We start from the raw sequence: 16,305 nt of genomic DNA, 5'->3' as shown, positions 1-16,305 counted from the left end.
GATAATACGTCCATGACTATTAGCCACGAGTCGATTTACCAGGCCCTTTACGTACAAGGGGCAGGCAGCTTGCGCAAAGAACTTGTGTTTGAAAAGTCCTGCCGGACTACCCGGCCAGGGCGTAAACCCCGCTCGCTTTTAGCCGGGGTGCCCAAGCCACGTGGAAAACGCTGGACTCATGATGCCAATATTTCACTTCGCCCAGCCGAAGCCAATGATCGTGCGGTACCCGGTCATTGGGAAGGCGATTTGATTATTGGCGCAGATGGCACCAGTGCTTTAGCGACGTTGGTGGAACGCCGCAGCAGGTTTGTGCTGCTCGGCAGACTCGGCACTGACCATACTGCCGCCAGTGTCAATGAGGTGATGGTACGGATGATTCGTCGGCTCAAAGAGTCGATGGACACCACGATTTCGACGTTGACCTGGGATCAGGGAGTGGAGTTTGCCAAACACACCGAGTTTTCTGTCGCGGAGAATATCCAGGTGTTTTTCGCCGATCCGCATTCGCCGTGGCAGCGAGGTAGCAATGAGCGGATGAACCGGGATATCCGGTTTTATTTCCCCAAAGGCACCAACTTTACCGATGTCACCGACCAAGAGGTCGCCGAGGCGGAAGCATTGCTGAATAACCGGCCACGGGTAGTGCTCGACGGGTTAACTCCCCGGGAGGTAATCTCTGGTGTTATCCATGATGCAATGACCGCCTGACCCTACCGCCTGAAAAATGGCCTGAAAGTGTCATAAACTCACACAGTTTCACATTTGCAGCCAAAAGCCCCGGACCACCGAAGTGGAACGGGGCGAAGGAGTATCTGAGCAACGCTAGGCGAAGCAGTCCGGTGGCGGTTCAGCGCGCTGCCCCACCATCCACTACGGGCTACTACATACCCAGCTAGTACACGACGCCGAATACCCACTGCAGCAGCGTCAGCGATGCCACAGAAATCACGATCAGTGCGACGACGTTCAGCCAAACACCGGCCTTGACCATGTTGTCCATGCTGACGTAGCCGGAGCCGTAGGCGATGGCGTTCGGCGGTGTTGCAACCGGCATCATGAAGGCCGAAGTAGCTGCCAGTGCAACTGGAACGGCGAAAATCATCTGGTCGTGGCCCAGACCGATTGCCATCGCACCAACCAGCGGCAGGAAGGTCGCGGCCGTCGCGGTGTTAGAGGTGAACTCGGTCAGGAACAGCACAACGGCGCCGACGACAACCACGAGTGCAGCCACTGGCATCCAGCCGAGAGTAGACAGCTGCTCGCCAATCCAGTCCGACAGCCCAGAGGCACCGAACTGCGAGGACAGTGCGAGGCCACCACCGAACAGCAGCAGCACGCCCCACGGCAGCTCTAACGCATTTTCCCAACGCATAAGCTTAACGCCATCAGGACCGCCCGGAATAATGAACAGCGCAATACCCACGGTCATTGCGATAACCGCATCGGCAATCTTGGTGTCGGGCAGCAGCACCGGAACAAAGACCCACGCCAGTGCCGCCGCGATAAACACCAGGAGCACTCGGCGCTCTCCAGTCGACATACGGCCAAGGCGCTTCAACTCGTCACGCATGAGTTCGCGCCCACCTGGAATATGCGTAATCTCCGGCTTAAACAGAACATTTGTCAGCAGGAACCATGCACAGAGCATGAGCACAACCGCCACCGGGACACCGAGCAGCATCCACTGGCCAAACCCAATATTGACTCCCTGCTCCGCCATGTAGGCCGCCAGCATAGCGTTCGGAGGAGTACCAATAATGGTGCCCAGCGAACCAATCGATGCCGCGTAAGCGATACCCAGCATCAGCGCGATACCGAAGTTTGACTTTGGCATCGGGTCATAGCTTGACGACGACTCCTCGGCCTCCTCCAGCGCATCCCCACCGGGGGTTTCAGCGACGGATTCACTCGCAGAGCCCGTATCCTCTGCAGCAACCTTTTCATCGTGCAGCATTCGGACAATGAGGCTCAGGACGGACACACCGATTGGCAGCATCATCACGGCCGTGGCCGTGTTGGAGACCCACATCGACAGGAAGCCAGTAGCCACCATGAAGCCGAGAATCAGCATCTTTGGTGACGACCCCATGAGCACCAGAACCCACAATGCGACGCGCTTGTGGAGGTTCCAACGCTGCATCGCCAGCGCCAACAGGAAGCCGCCCATAAAGAGGAAGATGGTCGGGTCTGTGTACTTGCCCGAGAAATCCTTAATCTCCGCGAGGTTGAGAATCGGGAATAGAGCCAGCGGCAGCAGAGCCGTAACGGCAATCGGGATAGCCTCGGACATCCACCACACGGCCATAAGCACTGCTACACCTGCGGTTGCACGCAGGTTGTGATCGAGCTCAGCCGGCATAAAGAAGTACACGAGCAGGGCCAGGATGATACCGAGTCCTAGACCGGTGCGCTTACGGAAAAGCTCTCGGCTGAGGTATCCACGGTCTTGTTGGCCAGGTGACAGTTCCGGGGAGTTGTCGCGCGTAGATGTCGCTGCCACGATTCACGCTCCTATTTAATAATCAGCAGACATCCTGTATTGCACGCATGTTCAAACGTTTACCGCATGTAGGGGATGCCAAATGTGGGTACTTTCTGACACCAATATCATTACCAACACTCGGCCAAATATGAGATTTCACTAAGAAACCCCCGGCCGAAACTGCAGGCAGTTGGGCTTCGGGGGTGGATTACGGGGTTAGCTCATTTCCTGATTGCGTATCTGGCGTTGACCGAAAACTCCGGGCACAAAGTAAGACCGCCATTGATGTCGCTTCCGAACTCACTCCGATTGCTTCTTTGGCTGATCAGTACCCATCTGCTTAGAGATGCACTCGGCATACTCTCCAGAGGTGCGCTCGAACTTCTCGCACTTCGACATCGCATCTGATGTCGACGAATACAGCATCAGCGACACCACGGCGGCTGCAATACCCGTCACAATGCCGACCACGCCCAATCCGAACGAACCGCTGATGACCGCGTCTCCCCCGGCTGCCTGCACGCGTTTCTTGGCACTCATTGCCTTCGCCATCGCGATGATGCCCAGAACAATGCCAAAGACACCGAGGATGCCACCAACAATCATCCAGGACATCAAGAGTCCGCCGACGCCAAAGATCAGTGCCAGCACGCCAATAGTCCGACCGTCATTGCCTGGTACAGCTGACAAACCACCGCCGGTCAATTCTGACGGCCTCGACTTATCACTGCTTGCCGACATTCTTCTCTCCACCATAGATTGCTCAGTTCGTTTGAAACCCTACCAATTACGCAGGTAGCTGATGCGATCACGCAACTGTTCCTCCGTACATAGCGCAGTCGGCGGGCCACCACAGGCGCGCCGAACCTCGTTATGCACTTGACCATGTGGCTTACCTGTCCGCGCCGCTGTCATCGACACCAGCGTATTGAGCTCCTTCCGCAACTTCGGCAACACCTCACTGGCCACCTTCTGCGGCCTTGGGTACGCTGATCCCTCAATCCGGTGCACCGCGCCCCCTTCGCCCCCGCTTGACGACGATTCCCTCGCCTCCTCGCGGGCTTCCTTCTCTCGGGCACTGGCGGCTTTAAGCTGTTCATCCTGCCGCTGACGCAGCAAGAGTCGCATCTGATCGGCGTCGAGAAGCCCTGGCAAACCCAGATAATCGGCCTCTTCGGCGGAACCGGCAACGGTTGCGGTGCCGTAGGAGGAGCCGTCGTAGATGAGGTAGTCAAGTTCAGCATCCGCGCCAATGGATTCGTAGGCCGGCAGCAATTCGTCGGGCTCATCCTTGCGGCGATTGGCCTCAGCGACCAAGTCATCTTCCCAGCCTTCCGAAGGCCGATCCGGCTTGCCGAGCACGTGGTTGCGCTGCACCTCCATCTGCGAGGCCAAGTCGAGCAGCACCGGGATCGACGGCAAGAAGACCGAAGCAGTCTCCCCTGGCATGCGGCTTCGCACGAATCGTCCGATAGCCTGCGCGAAGAATAGTGGAGTCGAGGAACTGGTCGCGTACACGCCGACCGCCAGCCTCGGCACGTCCACGCCTTCGGAGACCATGCGCACGGCCACCATCCACTCATCGGTGGACTCGGAGAAAGTCTTGATTCGTTCCGACGAGCCCGGTTCATCCGAGAGCACCAACGCCACCGGCGTAGAGGCAATCTGCTCGAGAATGCGTTTGTACGCACGAGCAGTTGCCGCATCGGAGGCGATGACCAGACCACCCGCGTCCGGGATATGCTGCCTCATCTGCGAGAGACGGGTGTGCGCTGCCCGCAGCACAGATGGCATCCACTCGCCCTTTGGGTCAAGCGCGGTGCGCCAAGCACGCGTGGTCTCCTCTGGGCTCATCACGGTGCCCAGTCGCGCAGCGAACTCATCACCCGCGCTATCACGCCAGCGAGCTTCACCGGAATAAGCCAAAAAGACCACTGGGCGCACGACGCCGTCGGCAAGCGCATTGGAATAGCCGTACGTGTAATCGGCGACGGAACGCGAGTAACCATCGCCGTCCGGCGAGTAGCGAACAAACGGAATCGCCGCGTCATCGGAGCGGAACGGCGTACCAGTTAGGCACAGGCGGCGTTCGACATCGCCGTAAGCTTCGGAAATACCGTCGCCCCAGCTCTTGGCATCGCCGCCATGGTGCACCTCGTCCAGAATCACCAATGTCGGCCGAGCGGTGGCTACGGCATGGTGCTTAAACGGATGCACTGCGACTTGGGCGTAGGTCACAACAATTCCCTGGTAGGAGGGGTTTACCACACCCTTGGCGTTGGTGAATTTGGGATCCAACGCAATCCCCGAACGAGCAGCGGAAGCAGCCCACTGCACTTTCAGGTGCTCAGTGGGAACTACGACGATGATGCGCTCGACGATCCGGCGCGACAGCAACTCACTGGCGATACGCAAGGCGAAGGTCGTCTTACCTGCGCCCGGTGTCGCCACTGCAAGGAAGTCCTTGGGGTTAGTCGCCAGGTATTTGTCGAGGGCCTCCTGCTGCCATTTACGAAGCCCGCTCACTTGCGACGCAGGGACTTGTAAATCCGCTCGCAGTCAGGGCATACCGGTGAACCCGGCTTCGCTGACTTCTTCACAGGGAAGGTTTCACCGCACAGAGCAACGACGTAGGAGCCGTTGACCGCGGAGTTCACGATCTGGTCCTTCTTGACGTAATGGAAGAACTTCGGGGTATCGTCCCTCGTCGACTCATCGACGCGGGTATCGGTGCGTTCAATCGTCTTTGTCGTCTTCAATGGAGTGCTCACAGATTCCAATTGTGCCCCATCGGTCAAATTATGCCCAGTGCCCCAGGTGCTGGCCGCTGCTGACTGCTGCCTTCCACAGCCATCCACAACATCGCTACGACTACGCGAGCATGCGGCTGCAACGGACATAGCTAGTTGAGACGACCCCACGCCACAGGCGTATGCTAGACAACCATGGCGCGAATCAATGACCGTCGCGACTCCGCGCTGCCGAAACGCGGAAGTTCCCGGCGACGCAAGAAAGACGCGGCGTTGATTACCGACGCCCGCGGCTCTCGGATTCGCAACTATGACCACCGCCGCCACGTCTACGCGGCTCTGCAATGGTCTCGCATTCCGCTGCTGCTTCTTTCCGGCGCTTTTTATCTGTGGTGGGATGTGCCGTGGATTGCAGCGATTCTCATGGTCGTCTCCGTACCCATGCCGTGGATCGCGGTTGTTATCGCCAATGGCGTTGGAGAACCCGCGGACAAGCGTAAGCCGCGCGTCTACAAGCCTGGAGTTGTACGCGAGCAAAACCGCAAATGGGAGGAGCAGCAACGCCAGCGCGCCCTCAAGGAAGCGGAGATGCGCGCGCTCGGTTCTGCCGCCAGTACCGAAGACACCGACGCACCGCCGCAGTCCGGTAACGAGACCATCTCACCCCCCTTCGATGATGCAAATGTCATCGATATGCCGGAAGACGACGATCCGTCGTCAAGCTCCCCTAACTAGCCCCTCCGCCCCGCTTTACGACGAAGGTAGTGCCTACGATGACCTTTTCCCCCTCCACCTTCACCCCACCGACTGATCAGCAGCTTCGTGATTTTGTCGACTGTGCGGAGGAATTTGCCACCGCGCTCAGGCGCCTTGAGTTTTCCAGCGAGTCACTGCGTCGAGTCCTAGGCGCCGAGGGACTGGCCGCGCTGGACCGCGGTGAGCCCGGCGTTGTCGATGTTCTACTTACCGAAACTGAGGGCGTTTCTGCGGACACTGTGACCGCGTTGCGTCTTTTCATCCTGGGCGATTTCGCCGACGCACAGCAGCTATTTGGGGCTGAGCTGACAGCCAAGTTACTGGGCAGCGGCATACTTGCCGGCACCGCCACCAACGCACAGGTGTGTATCGATGTGCGCCCGGTCGAGATTGCGGGAGTCGACCGTATTGTCTTTTCCGACCGCGATGCCTCTATGAGCGATCACGTTCCTGGACCCGATCATGTCTTGGGCGTAGGGCGGGCTTCCCGCTCCCTCCTCGATATTTCGCCGACCTCGGCGGTGGAATCCGTACTCGACCTCGGTGCCGGTTGTGGCGTCCAGAGTCTTGCCCAGCCGGATGCAAAGTCGATTGTCGCGACGGACATTCACCCCCGGGCGCTGTTTTTTGCCCGCGCTACTTTCGCCGCAAATGGCTTCGACCAGGCGCAGGCCGTCGAAGGTTCGTGGTTTGAACCGGTTGCAGGCAAGAAGTTTGACCGCATTGTGGCGAACCCGCCGTTCGTCGTAGGGCTGCCAAGTGTGGAACATGTTTACCGTGACTCAGGATTGAATCTGGACGGTGCCACCGAACTTATGATCCGCGGTCTGGCCGACCATCTCACCGACGGCGGCACGGCGCATCTGCTCGGTGCTTGGGCCCATATCGAAGGCGAAAGTTGGCAACAGCGCATCGCCTCTTGGCTCCCTGCTGAAGGCCTCGAAGTGTGGGTAACACAACGAGATGTCGCCACGCCGGCGGAATACATCGGCACCTGGCTTCGAGACGAGTCCATCGACCCCCGCAGCCCAGAAGGCTGCGAGCGCTCCCGTGCCTGGCTGGAGCACTTCCGCAACAGCGGCGTGACAGGCATCGGGTTCGGCTACATCACAGTCCAACGCATTGCCGGCCCGACTTCCGCCGTGTGCGAAGAAATGCCGCAGCCTTTGGCCGCTCCCTTCGGCGCCGAAGCCCAGGAGTATCTCGGCCGCGCCGAATGGCTTCGCGCACAAACTGCTAACACCATCCTCGAAGCTGCCTTTACTGTGCGACCCGGCGTCGCCTTAGAACGCGTTTCGCTTGCCGACGTCGACAGCGGCCAGGGCTTCACTGAGTTCGATACGCGCATCTCACGCACCGACGGCCCCGCCTGGACACACTCAATCGATGAGTCCGTCGCAACCATCCTGGGTGCACTGCATCCCGAAGCTGCCCTGGGCTCCGTCATCGACATCATGGCAATGTTTGGAGCCTTTGATGAGTCCGAAGTCCCTGCAATCAAGGACGCCCTAGTTCCCATCGTCGTTGACTTGGTTCGCCATGGTCTGATTCTCCCCGCCGAGCTCTTGGAGGATAAACAGTAAATGAAAGCCGTTCTCACCCGAGTTAAATCCGCGTCAGTCACTGTCGACGGCTCCGTTGTTGGCCACGTTGACGGAGGCGATACCGGCGCCATTTTGGCGCTCGTAGGTGTTGGCCGCGAGGACACTGCCGATGCTTGGGAAACGATGGCCCGCAAGATTGCGGAGCTGCGCATTCTGGATGGCGAGCTCAGCGCTGTCGACGCTGGCGCCCCGGTGCTCGTTGTTAGCCAATTCACGTTGATGGGGGCGACAAAGAAGGGACGGCGGCCGTCGTGGGTAGACGCGGCTCCGGGCCCAGAGGCCGGACCCGTCATAGAAAAAATTGTCGAGAACTTGCGCAATCGTGGCTTGACGGTCGAAACGGGACAATTTGGAGCGATGATGGAGGTCGCATCCGTCAATGATGGACCCTTTACAGTTCTCGTAGAATGCTAGTCGCGGCAGTTTTTCTTAACATTATATTTGCATGGCAAAATTACCCTATTGACATTCATCAACTTTCACGGGAACATTTCCGTAACTCCGTGCGTTGTAGTTATCGAGTCCACTTAAAAATCCAGGAGGCAGATTCATGAAGAGTGCCGATATTCAAAATGACGAACTGGAAGGTCAGCCACGGGACAAGGGGCGCCGCACTGGCAATAACTCCAATCCGTCCGCCGATTTGGTTCGTGTGTATTTGAACGGCATCGGAAAGACTGCTCTTCTCAGCGCTGAAGAAGAGGTGGAACTTTCTAAGCGCATTGAAGCCGGTGTATACGCCGAGCATTTGCTGCAGACCGGCGCGAAAATGACCCGCGCAAAGAAGCGTGATGTCAAGATTTTGGCAAAGGAAGGTAAGGCTGCACGCGCCCACCTACTCGAAGCCAATCTCCGTCTTGTGGTCTCGCTGGCGAAGCGCTACACCAACCGCGGTATGCCTCTGCTGGATCTAATCCAGGAGGGCAACTTGGGCCTCATCCGCGCCATGGAAAAGTTCGACTACACCAAGGGTTTCAAGTTCTCCACTTACGCAACGTGGTGGATTCGCCAAGCTATTACCCGCGGTATGGCTGATCAGTCGCGCACCATTCGCCTCCCTGTTCATTTGGTTGAGCAGGTCAACAAGATTTCTCGTATCAAGCGTGAGCTCTACCAGCAACTCGGCCGTGAGGCTACGAATGAGGAATTGGCAGAGGAATCCGGCATTCCAGAAGCCAAGATTGAGATGCTGCTGCGTCAGTCCCGCGACCCGGTGAGCTTGGACATGCCGGTGGGCACTGATGAGGAAGCTCCTCTGGGAGACTTCATCGAGGACTCAGAGGCAACTGATGCCGAGGAGGCAGTTGTCGCTTCCCTGCGTCACCACGATGTCCGCAAGGTTCTGTCCACTCTCGAGATTCGAGAGCAGGAAGTTATTAAGCTCCGCTACGGTCTCGACGATGGCCTGCCCCGCACGCTGGATCAGATTGGCCGCCACTTTGGCCTGTCTCGAGAGCGCGTCCGCCAGATTGAGCGGGAAGTTATGTCCAAGCTCCGCGAGGGTGACCGTGCTGACAAGCTGCGTGAGTACGCAAACTAACGCCACATGGCGGTGACATCGATAGGGTTCCTAATTTCAGCCCTGAGATAGAGCTGGACTTCAATGCCGACCCCGTGCCGGAGTTTCATCCACACTGGCGGTCGGCGTTTTCGTCTGCACGTCGAACTTTCGACATCGCGTACGCTCCCTTCCGTCTCAGCAGCGCCCACCGAACCAAGCTTTTCGCTGCCTAATCAGCACCAAAGCCACTAGATTTGCGAGCCCTAACATCTTTCTTGCGCAAGTGTGGTTATCCTAATACTTGAGTGAAAACTTTTAAGACTGTGTTATCGGAGGAAAACCGTGAGGGATTTGGTTGACACCACGGAAATGTACTTACGTACGATTTTCGAACTCGAAGAAGAGGGCATCATTCCTTTGCGTGCTCGCATTGCCGAACGCCTTGAGCAGTCGGGGCCGACCGTTAGCCAAACCGTTGCGCGCATGGAGCGCGATGGCCTTCTCGTAGTTGCCCCAGATCGCAGCTTGCAGCTTTCCGACGAGGGCCGCAGGCTGGCCACGGCTGTCATGCGTAAGCACCGCCTAGCTGAGCGCCTACTTACGGATGTCATTGGCCTCGAATGGGACAAGGTTCACGACGAAGCCTGCCGCTGGGAGCACGTAATGAGTGACGAGGTCGAGCGCAAACTTCTCGACGTGCTTGACTCTTACACACGCTCCCCATTCGGCAATCCGATTCCCGGTTTGGGAGACCTCGGTGGGACTCAGTCACCAGAGTCGTTAGAGAACGTTCGCCGACTGTCCGATCTAAACCCCGGCGAGTACACCGTTGAGATCGTCCAGATTAACGAAATCCTGCAGGTCGAGCAGAGCTACATGAAGCGTCTCCACAAGGCTGGAATTATGCCGGGTACTGAGGCACTTGCCGAGGTTGCCGCCGGCCGCGTGACTCTCGCCCGTGGTGATCATTCTCTTGACATTCCGGATACTCTGTCTCACGCAATCATGGTGATTATCAAATGAAACTCCTCGTCACTGGTGGTGCCGGCTACGTCGGTAGCGTGTGCTCGGCAGTATTGATTTCTCTTGGCCACGACGTCACCATTCTGGACAACTTCTCTGTTGGCAACCGTGATGCGGTGCCAGAGGGCGCGACCCTAGTCGAAGGCGATGTGGCGGACAAGGCCTACGAGGTTCTGTCCTCCGACAGCTTCGACGGCGTCGTTCATTTCGCTGCGAAATCGCTTGTTGGCGAGTCTGTTGAGGTTCCTTCCGACTACTGGCACAACAATGTGGGCCAAACCCTGAAGCTACTCGACGCAATGCGTGATACCGGTACGAATAACCTGGTGTTCTCTTCGACAGCTGCAACCTACGGTGAGCCAGAGAAGACACCAATTACCGAAGACATGCCAACCGCACCGACCAACCCTTACGGTGCCACCAAGCTGGCCATGGACTACGCCATCTCGTCTTACGCCAAGGCATACAACATCGGCGCTACCAGCTTGCGTTACTTCAATGTGGCGGGTGCCTGGGGCGGTTTTGGCGAAAACCGTGAGGTGGAAACTCACCTCATCCCCCTGGTACTGCAGGTTGCGCTCGGTCACCGCGACAAGATTATGGTCTTTGGCAATGACTGGCCGACTCCGGACGGCACCGCGGTTCGTGACTACATCCACATCAAAGACCTCGCCGATGCGCACGTCTTGGCACTGGAGTCCAACACGCCGGGAACCCACCGTATCTTCAACCTCGGTTCTGGCGACGGCTTTTCGGTTCGCCAGGTTATTGAGACCTGCCGTAAGGTCACCGGTCACCCGATTCCTGCTGAGGATGCACCGCGTAGAGCCGGTGATCCGGCAACCCTTATTGCCTCTTCTCAGCGCGCCATGGACGAGCTCGGATGGAAGCCCAATCATACGGAGCTGGAAACCATCGTCGCCGATGCATGGGAGTACACCAAGAACCTCGGCGACCGAGCCCACTCGGCGCACCGCTAGGTACTGCAGCACAGCTTGCAGGGTCGCTAATCAATACGCGGCATTTTCACCTTGTATACCCTGCGCAGCACCTCTTGTGCCGCACCAAGAATTGTGCCAACGCACCTCGGCACAATTTGATTGGCGACCGCAATTTCCAGCAACTGAGTCAGTGAATGATTCGGTTGCTCCCCCGCTGCCTCATCGAGAGCTGTTTGCGCATAGTTCTCCAGCCCAGCCGCGAACTTTGCGATGGCAAAACACGCTAAAGCGTTAGCACGCAGGCTGCCGCGGTGGACGATTGCGGCCTCGCGCCAGATTTCTCCCATTGATTGCGCCAACTGCGTAGTAATGAAAATCATGGACATATCGCGCAAGGTGACGTTGGTCAGTGCTGCAGCAATGGCATATCCCGCGGTTTCATCGCGAACCGCCTCATGTGCATCCATCACACCATCGGCCACGTTTTCCACGGCGGCTTTTAGCATGTCGAAATGCTCGATGAGCGCGGGATTGTCCGAACCAATTTTGAGCTTCCTAGGCTGCTCAACGGCTGTCGCTCGTTCCCGGAGGCGTTCAATCAGAGCCCTGTCTTTACTGTCGCGGAATTGGCCACCTCGAAAATAGCTGCGGTACTCCTCATAGTTTTTGAAAATCTGCTCTCCCTGCCGAGAGATTAGATTTGCATTGTCGGTCATCAGACTGTCACCGACAATGCCGACGATCTCTCCCTGCTCGTCCGTGACAACTTCCCCCGCAGCAATAGTGGCAACGCCCGCCAAACGCACCTCATGCAGGCCGCCTTCTCGCAGCCAGCCTGTAATAGGTGTGGAGTCCTTTTCAATCCCCCAGGATTCGTCGATGATAAACACATCTGCGTGAGTGCATCCTTCATCGAGCAGGAAGTCCGCGGCTGCCCGCACCAAGTCAGGATTGTTCTCCATCGAGGCCACATCCTTAATCAGCATCGGGCCAGCATGCGCTGTCGGATCAAACTCGACCTTGCCATCGATGAGATCTTCGACCTGCTGACGATACAACGCCGCAATCACTACCTGCCCCCGCGGATAGAATCCAACGATTCCCGGCAGGTTCGTCAGAAAAACACTCGGCTCAATTTCAGGCTTTTGTCCTGCACCGAAGTTCTGTTTGTTTCCCATTAATTCCTTACCCCTTTTCCCCCATTGGAATAGCTCGACAGCGGACAATCCTCTCGCCATCTGGTGGCTCTCATTGTTATCGAATCCGCAACAGCCTTGCTTGTGCGCGACCGGAAAAATCGGCCCATCTGTGGACTACTTTCTACTTGTGGATAACTGGAATAGTTTCTGCGGTATCGTGGTTGTTTACTTCAAATGACGAAAAATGTGATGCAGGAGGTAGTCGTACGTGAGTGATCCGACCGACAAGCCTCAGGGCAATATGTACGAGGTAGTTTTTCCGGTTCCTGACGTAACGGGAAGCGAGGGCCATCTGACCCTGGTCATTGCACTTAGCGGTTATGCGGATGCCGGTAATGCCGTCTCGGAATCAGCTAGTTTCCTCTTGGATGCTCTCGAGCACCGTCCATTGGTGAACTTTTCTATCGACGAGCTGATTGATTATCGTTCTCGCCGTCCCTCTGTGACGATGAACCACGACCAGATTGTGGATGTATCCGATTTGAACCTGTCACTCAATGTGGTTCGCGACAACGTCGGTAAGCCGTTCTTGCTGCTTTCTGGCCCTGAGCCAGACATGCGGTGGGAGGCTTTCTCGACTGCCGTTGCAGAGTTGGCGGAGCGCTACGATGTCGGTCGGACTGTGTCGCTGTACTCGGCTCCGATGACGGTTCCGCACACCCGACCACTGGGCATCATCGCCCATGGCACAGATAAGCGGAAACTCGGTGATATGCATACCTGGGGAAACCGCGTCACAGTTCCGGGTGCTGCGAGCCTGAACATTGAGTACGAGCTCGCAAGCCGCGGTTGTGATGCCTTTGGTTTCACCGCACAGGTGCCACACTATGTCGCGGCCTCTGAGTATCCGCTGGCGTCACTGCGGCTGTTGCAGGAGGTAGCAAAACTAGCCAAGCTCGAGCTCCCGCTTGAGGCGTTGGAGAAGGAATCCGCGCGGGTGGCGGAGCTGCTCAATACGCAGACGAATGATTCCGGCGAGGTCTCTCAGCTGGTCAATCTTCTCGAGGAACAGTACGACCAGGAAGTTCAACGTCGTCAAGAGCTGGAGACTTCTCCCCTACTTGGACCTAACGGCGAGATGCCTTCGGCCGACGAGATTGGCGCTGAGTTCGAAAGGTTCCTCGCTTCTCAACCGCTGCGCCCAGTAGAGGATTCTTCCTCGCTTGACGACGAGGCGGAGACCCCGGCCAACTCGGATTCCTCGGCAACTACATCAGAGGACACTGACGCACACTCGGAAGAACCCGAGTCGGCCTCGGCGGATGATAGGTCTGCGGAGTTTTCTGCAGACGGCACTGCCGAACAGCCTGAGTCAGAACAGCCCGAGTCTGAACAGCCTCGGGAAGAGCAGGCGGAAAGCGAAGAATCCGGTGAACCGGAAAAGCCCCGCCGTCGGCGCGGCTGGAAGCCCTGGTTCCGCTTCTAATCCGGGGTTACCGCTAGGGTGGGAAGCGTGTCACTATCTGAAATGCTTCCCGACCTAGCTGAGGTTCCAGAGTCCCTTTTCGACGATGCGATTATGGACTCGTTCATTGCCTGGACCAGGGATCAGGGCATCACGCTCTACCCGGCCCAGGAGGAGGCCGCTATTGGTCTCGCTGGTGGCGACCACGTCATCCTTGCCACTCCGACAGGGTCGGGCAAGTCCATGGTGGCTATTGCTGCCCACTTCTGCGCGCTTGCCCGTGGCCAACGCAGCTTTTACACAGCGCCTATTAAGGCCTTGGTCAGCGAGAAGTTCTTTGCCCTCTGCGAGGTCTTTGGCGCTGAGAACGTCGGTATGATGACCGGCGATGCCACCGTCAACGGTGGTGCACCCATCATCTGCGCAACTGCGGAAATTGTCGCCAATATCGCCCTGCGCGACGGGGCCGACGCCGATATTGACCAGGTGGTAATGGATGAATTCCACTTCTATGCGGATCCCGATCGCGGGTGGGCATGGCAAGTGCCCTTGCTCGAGCTTTCCCGTTGCCAATTCCTGTTGATGTCCGCCACTCTCGGCGATACTCAAAAGTTTGAGACGGATTTGAAGGAACGCACGGGACTCGACGTCAACCTCGTTACAGGTACGACGCGCCCGGTACCGCTGGATTTCCACTATGTCTACACACCAGTTCATGACACGCTGGCGGAGTTGCTGGAATCCGGCAAAGCCCCAATCTACATCGTCTTTTTCTCCCAGCGCCAAGCAGCTGAACAGGCTCAGGCACTGACCGGTCTGAAGCTGCTGACGAAGGAGGAGAAGGAGCGGATTCGCGAAGAGATTGGCGATTTCCGGTTTACCACGGCCTTTGGTCGAGTTCTTTCCAAGTTGGTGCGCCAGGGCATTGGCGTCCACCATGCGGGAATGCTGCCGAAGTACCGTCGTTTGGTTGAGCGTCTCTCTCAGACTGGTCTGCTGAAGGTCATCTGTGGCACGGATACCCTCGGCGTCGGCATCAACGTGCCTATTCGCACGGTGCTGATTACCGGTTTGGCCAAGTTCGATGGCCGTCGTAGCCGTATTCTCAAGTCACGCGAGTTCCACCAGATCGCTGGACGCGCCGGCCGTGCTGGCTACGACACCGAGGGCACCGTAGTTGTCGAAGCACCTGAACACGAAATCGAAAACGCCAAGCTGCGGCGCCGTGCCGGCCAGGATGAGGCCAAACTGAAGAAGTTGCGGCTGAAGTCCGTTCCCAAGGGCGAAGTGACATGGTCGGAGAAGACCTTCGACAAAATCGTTTCTCAGCCACCAGAGCCGCTGACCAGCCGCTTTGCAGTGACCAACGGTATGTTGCTCAACGTCATTGCACGTGGTGGCGATACCTACGAACACATGCGTCATCTGCTGCGCACCAATCACGACACCCGCCACCAGCAAAATGAGGCTATTCTGACCGCAATTGAGCTCTACCGCGGTTTGGTCAACGCGGGAATCGTCGTCACGCATGGCGAGGGCGATGACTGCCGCACCGAGCTGACAATGGAGCTGCAGCGTGACTTCGCGCTCAATCAGCCGCTGTCGCCTTTCGCCATCGCCGCGCTCGAACTGTTGGATAAGGACAGCCCGAACTACGCACTCGATGTCATCAGTGTGTTTGAGTCAATTCTGGAAGACCCTCGCCCACTGCTCATCGCGCAGCAGAAAAAGGCACGCGGTGAAGAAATCGCCGCGCTCAAGGCCGAGGGTGTTGATTACACCGAACGTATGAACATCGTCGAAGACATCACATGGCCGATGCCGCTTGCCGACGAGCTGGAGGGCGCATTCGACACCTATGCTCAAGGTCACCCGTGGGTGCGTGAGTTTTCGCTGTCGCCCAAGTCTGTGGTGCGCGAGATGGTGGAAAAGGCCATGACTTTCTCGGACGTGGTATCTGAGTATGGAATTGCCCGCTCTGAAGGTATTTTCCTGCGCTATCTCACCGATGCCTGGCGCACTTTGCGACACACTCTCCCTCCGGAAGCCGCTAACGAGGAACTTCGGGACATTGTGGAATGGCTCGGCGAGCTCGTTGTGCAGGTGGATAACTCCCTGGTGGATGAATGGGCGCAAATGGCCGATCCGGACAAGCCATTGGACGAGGAAACTCTCAAGGAAGCGGCTTTTGGCACCGACGAGTCGCGGCCCCTTACAGGCAACGAACGTGCATTTACCCGTATGGTGCGCAATCTCATGTTCCGCCACGTGCAGATCTTTGCCTTTGAAAAGGAGGAGGAGCTGGCCGACCTGGACAACTACCTCGACGATGCGCCAGATTGGCCTGCCGCAATGGATGACTACTTCGATGAATACGATGACCTAGGGATCGATGCAAAGGCTCGCGGCGGCGATATGATTTCGATTGACCGCAAGGCTGGTGAGGGCCTATGGCATGTGATCCAGATACTCGATGACCCTGAGGGCGACCACGGCTGGCGCTTTGAAGCGGACGTTGACTTGGCTGCATCTGATGAATACGGCGAGGTCAGGTTGGGATCGCTGCGAATTATTCAGGGATAAACGCCAAAAAACCGGGCTGGAACTGCCAGCCCGGTTTTTGCTTATTTCGTACGCTATT

The 16,305-nt window shown here is 57.5% G+C and carries 14 protein-coding genes; 9 read left to right on the top strand and 5 right to left on the bottom strand.

Annotation, left to right across the window (positions count from 1 at the left end):
- The coding region (locus ADB08_RS11280) for an IS30 family transposase (RefSeq protein ID WP_049170654.1) at positions 1 to 711 on the top strand (711 nt) is incomplete at its 5' end.
- A gap of 184 nt (positions 712 to 895) precedes the next feature.
- Here the strand turns inward: ADB08_RS11280 and ADB08_RS03685 are convergent.
- The 4 genes from ADB08_RS03685 to ADB08_RS03670 all read right to left on the bottom strand — a co-directional run bounded on the left by ADB08_RS03685 (position 896) and on the right by ADB08_RS03670 (position 5,256).
- Complete coding sequence (locus ADB08_RS03685) at positions 896 to 2,503, bottom strand: SLC13 family permease (protein WP_049170921.1); 1,608 nt, start codon at positions 2,501 to 2,503, stop codon at positions 896 to 898.
- A 282-nt stretch (positions 2,504 to 2,785) separates the two neighbouring features.
- Positions 2,786 to 3,226, bottom strand: coding sequence for a hypothetical protein (locus tag ADB08_RS03680; RefSeq protein ID WP_016422649.1), 441 nt, complete (start codon positions 3,224 to 3,226; stop codon positions 2,786 to 2,788).
- A 39-nt stretch (positions 3,227 to 3,265) separates the two neighbouring features.
- Positions 3,266 to 5,011, bottom strand: coding sequence for a DEAD/DEAH box helicase (locus tag ADB08_RS03675; protein ID WP_048733265.1), 1,746 nt, complete (start codon positions 5,009 to 5,011; stop codon positions 3,266 to 3,268).
- Positions 5,008 to 5,256 (bottom strand): DUF3039 domain-containing protein, encoded by a 249-nt coding sequence (locus ADB08_RS03670; RefSeq protein WP_005509477.1) that lies wholly within the window; start codon positions 5,254 to 5,256, stop codon positions 5,008 to 5,010. Before ADB08_RS03670 ends, ADB08_RS03675 begins: the two co-directional genes overlap by 4 nt.
- Before the next feature lie 174 nt (positions 5,257 to 5,430).
- Between ADB08_RS03670 and ADB08_RS03665 the strand changes: the two genes are divergently transcribed.
- The 6 genes from ADB08_RS03665 (at position 5,431) to galE (ending at position 11,099) form a co-directional block, all read left to right on the top strand.
- The gene (locus ADB08_RS03665) at positions 5,431 to 5,970 is read left to right on the top strand and encodes a DUF3099 domain-containing protein (RefSeq protein ID WP_049170917.1); all 540 of its coding nucleotides are present in this window, start codon (positions 5,431 to 5,433) and stop codon (positions 5,968 to 5,970) included.
- A 38-nt stretch (positions 5,971 to 6,008) separates the two neighbouring features.
- Positions 6,009 to 7,574, top strand: a complete 1,566-nt coding sequence (locus ADB08_RS03660) for a methyltransferase (protein WP_016422646.1) — start codon at positions 6,009 to 6,011, stop codon at positions 7,572 to 7,574.
- Complete coding sequence (dtd, locus tag ADB08_RS03655) at positions 7,575 to 8,009, top strand: D-aminoacyl-tRNA deacylase (RefSeq protein ID WP_049170914.1); 435 nt, start codon at positions 7,575 to 7,577, stop codon at positions 8,007 to 8,009.
- A 136-nt stretch (positions 8,010 to 8,145) separates the two neighbouring features.
- Positions 8,146 to 9,135 carry a sigma-70 family RNA polymerase sigma factor gene (locus tag ADB08_RS03650; protein WP_016422644.1) on the top strand — a complete coding sequence of 330 codons (990 nt, stop codon included), beginning with the start codon at positions 8,146 to 8,148 and terminating at the stop codon, positions 9,133 to 9,135.
- A gap of 303 nt (positions 9,136 to 9,438) precedes the next feature.
- Positions 9,439 to 10,119 carry a metal-dependent transcriptional regulator gene (locus ADB08_RS03645; protein WP_016422643.1) on the top strand — a complete coding sequence of 227 codons (681 nt, stop codon included), beginning with the start codon at positions 9,439 to 9,441 and terminating at the stop codon, positions 10,117 to 10,119.
- Positions 10,116 to 11,099 carry a UDP-glucose 4-epimerase GalE gene (gene galE, locus ADB08_RS03640; protein WP_016422642.1) on the top strand — a complete coding sequence of 328 codons (984 nt, stop codon included), beginning with the start codon at positions 10,116 to 10,118 and terminating at the stop codon, positions 11,097 to 11,099. The genes ADB08_RS03645 and galE overlap by 4 nt, the downstream gene beginning before the upstream one ends.
- A 26-nt stretch (positions 11,100 to 11,125) precedes the next feature.
- Here galE and ADB08_RS03635 read toward each other — a convergent pair whose 3' ends face one another.
- A complete protein-coding gene (locus tag ADB08_RS03635) occupies positions 11,126 to 12,238 on the bottom strand; it encodes a DUF4192 domain-containing protein (protein ID WP_049193020.1) in 1,113 nt (370 codons plus the stop codon).
- A 229-nt stretch (positions 12,239 to 12,467) separates the two neighbouring features.
- Here ADB08_RS03635 and ADB08_RS03630 point away from each other — a divergent pair, with 229 nt between their 5' ends.
- Complete coding sequence (locus ADB08_RS03630; RefSeq protein ID WP_049170906.1) at positions 12,468 to 13,685, top strand: PAC2 family protein; 1,218 nt, start codon at positions 12,468 to 12,470, stop codon at positions 13,683 to 13,685.
- A 42-nt stretch (positions 13,686 to 13,727) separates the two neighbouring features.
- Complete coding sequence (locus ADB08_RS03625; RefSeq protein ID WP_152682203.1) at positions 13,728 to 16,247, top strand: DEAD/DEAH box helicase; 2,520 nt, start codon at positions 13,728 to 13,730, stop codon at positions 16,245 to 16,247.
- The last annotated feature ends 58 nt before the right edge of the window (positions 16,248 to 16,305 follow it).

Source organism: Corynebacterium sp. 239_CJEI (assembly GCF_001055995.1).
GTDB classification, from domain to species: Bacteria; Actinomycetota; Actinomycetes; order Mycobacteriales; family Mycobacteriaceae; genus Corynebacterium; species Corynebacterium jeikeium_D.
Note: the sequence above shows the minus strand (reverse complement) of the source record. Positions and strands in the feature narration are given on the sequence as shown.